3 protein-coding genes are annotated in these 2,081 nt (G+C 72.2%); 1 reads left to right on the top strand and 2 read right to left on the bottom strand.

Features of this window, described 5'->3' with window-relative positions:
- The coding region (locus tag ESO86_RS15940; protein WP_165308041.1) for an MFS transporter at positions 1 to 507 on the bottom strand (507 nt) is incomplete at its 3' end.
- Positions 508 to 662: 155 nt separating this feature from the next.
- Between ESO86_RS15940 and purU the strand changes: the two genes are divergently transcribed.
- The gene (purU, locus tag ESO86_RS15945) at positions 663 to 1,541 is read left to right on the top strand and encodes a formyltetrahydrofolate deformylase (protein WP_129235836.1); all 879 of its coding nucleotides are present in this window, start codon (positions 663 to 665) and stop codon (positions 1,539 to 1,541) included.
- A gap of 38 nt (positions 1,542 to 1,579) precedes the next feature.
- Here purU and ESO86_RS15950 read toward each other — a convergent pair whose 3' ends face one another.
- Entirely contained in the window at positions 1,580 to 1,945 is a 366-nt protein-coding gene (locus ESO86_RS15950) for a YrdB family protein (protein WP_129235837.1), read from the bottom strand.
- Between the last annotated feature and the right edge of the window lie 136 nt (positions 1,946 to 2,081).

Consider the following 2,081-nt stretch of genomic DNA (forward strand, 5'->3'; position numbering starts at 1 on the left):
GACGGCCTGGCCGAGCGCGGTGGCGAGCGGCACGCCCGCGATGAGCGCGAGGGTTCCGCCGCCGAGCACGACGGACACCGCGCGGCCGAGGTGCCGTTCGCCGACGAGTCGGGCGGGGTAGGCGCCGACGAGCGCCCAGAACAGGCCGTGCGCGACGCCGCCGACGATGCGGAAGGCGACGAGCTGGCCGTACTCGGGGACGAGCGCCGAGGCGGCGGTCGAGAGCCCGAGCACGACGAGCACGATCGTGATCAGCGTGCGCCGGGGCATCCGCTTGAGCAGTGCCGTGAGCGGCGTCGAGGTCACGACGACCGTGAAGGCGAAGACCGAGACGAGCAGGCCCACGAGGGGTGCGCCGACGCCCAGGTCGGCGCTCATCTCGGGGAGCAGCCCGGTGGGCAGCATCTCGATGGTGATGGACAGGAAGACGGCCGCGGCGAGGGCGAGGAGCGCACGCCAGGGCATGGCTCCGGTCGCGCCGGCGCGCGGCGATGAGGTGATCGGCATGAGGAAGGTCATCCGACGGCGTTCCCCGCTCGCGGCACGGCCTGCGGCGGGTCGACTACGCGCTCACGTGCGCGCCCGGGGCCGACGGTGTCCGTACGACCGCGTCCAGTGTAGCGGGCGCGACCTGCGTATTCGCCGGGCGGTACGCTGGCCCGATGAGCACGGAGGCCGAGCCGCACAGCCCGCACCTGTCCCACTGGGTCGTCACGCTGAGCTGCACCGACGGTCCGGGGATCGTGCACGCGGTGAGCGGCGCCATCGTCGCGGCGCGCGGCAACATCACCGAGAGCCAGCAGTTCGCGAGCCACGACACCGGGCGGTTCTTCATGCGCGTGCAGGTCGAGTCGCCGGCCGACCGCACCGAGTTCGAGGCCGCGCTCGCGCCGGTGATCGAGCGGTGGAGCATGGAGCTGCACCTCGACGAGGTCGGCCGTCCGCTGCGCACGCTCGTGCTCGCGTCGACCGCGGGCCACTGCGTGAACGACCTGCTGTTCCGCCAGCGCGGCGGGCAACTGCCGGTCGAGATCCCCCTCGTGCTCTCCAACCACGGCACCCTGCGCGACCTGGTCGACTTCTACGGCGTGCCGTTCGAGTCGGCGCCCGTCACCTCGCCCGAGACCAAGGCCGAGTTCGAGCGGCGCATCCTCGAGGCGGTCGACGAGCACGACATCGAGCTCGTGGTGCTCGCGCGCTACATGCAGATCCTCTCCCCCGAGCTGTGCGACGCGCTCGCCGGCCGGTGCATCAACATCCACCACTCGTTCCTGCCCGGCTTCAAGGGCGCGAACCCGTACCGCCAGGCGCACGCCCGCGGGGTGAAGCTCATCGGCGCCACGGCGCACTTCGTCACGAGCGACCTCGACGAGGGCCCGATCATCGAGCAGAACGTCGTGCGCGTGGAGCACTCGCGATCGGTCGCCGAGCTCGTCGCGATCGGCCAGGACGAGGAGAGCCGCACCCTCTCGCAGGCGGTGAAGTGGTTCGCCGAGCGGCGCGTGCTGCTCGACGGGCAGCGCACGGTCATCTTCCGCTGAGCCGCCCGACGATCCGGCGCGCGGAAGCCGGCGCGGCGTCAGTCGCGGAACTCGCGGCGCCCGTTGATCACGCCGCTGACCGCGGCCACGACGGCGAACACGACGGCCACGACCGGCTGGCCCATGATCCACCACGCGATCGCCGCGGTCGAGAACACGGCGATCTCGACGAGCGCCTTGACGAACGGGTCGACGTCGAAGACGGCCTTGGGCGAGCGGAACAGGCCCCAGAGCAGGATCGCGAGCAGCGGCAGGCCGATGCCGAGGAGCACGCCCGGCCACGGCAGCGGGAACGCGGCGAACCCGAAGATGCCGAGCGTCACGATGGCGAAGATCTCGAGCAGGAAGCGCAGCAGGTCGTTCACGCCGACCTTCGGGGTCGGCTCGGGGGTGGCGTCGTTCACGAGGTTCAAGCCTAATCCGGCCAGACGGACGCCGACGCCGCGGCATCCGTCGGGGATGCCGCGGCGCGCTGCGGTCCGGGTGGCGCCGGGGCTCAGCCCACCGGCGCCGCATCCCGTCCGGCGGGAAATCGGAAGA

Source organism: Agromyces binzhouensis (assembly GCF_004135055.1).
Classification (GTDB): Bacteria; Actinomycetota; Actinomycetes; order Actinomycetales; family Microbacteriaceae; genus Agromyces; species Agromyces binzhouensis.

Bases quoted from the DNA above. Each gene is read 5' to 3' on its own strand.
- purU (WP_129235836.1), top strand. From the start codon at position 663: ATGAGCACGGAGGCCGAGCCGCACAGCCCGCACCTGTCCCACTGGGTC.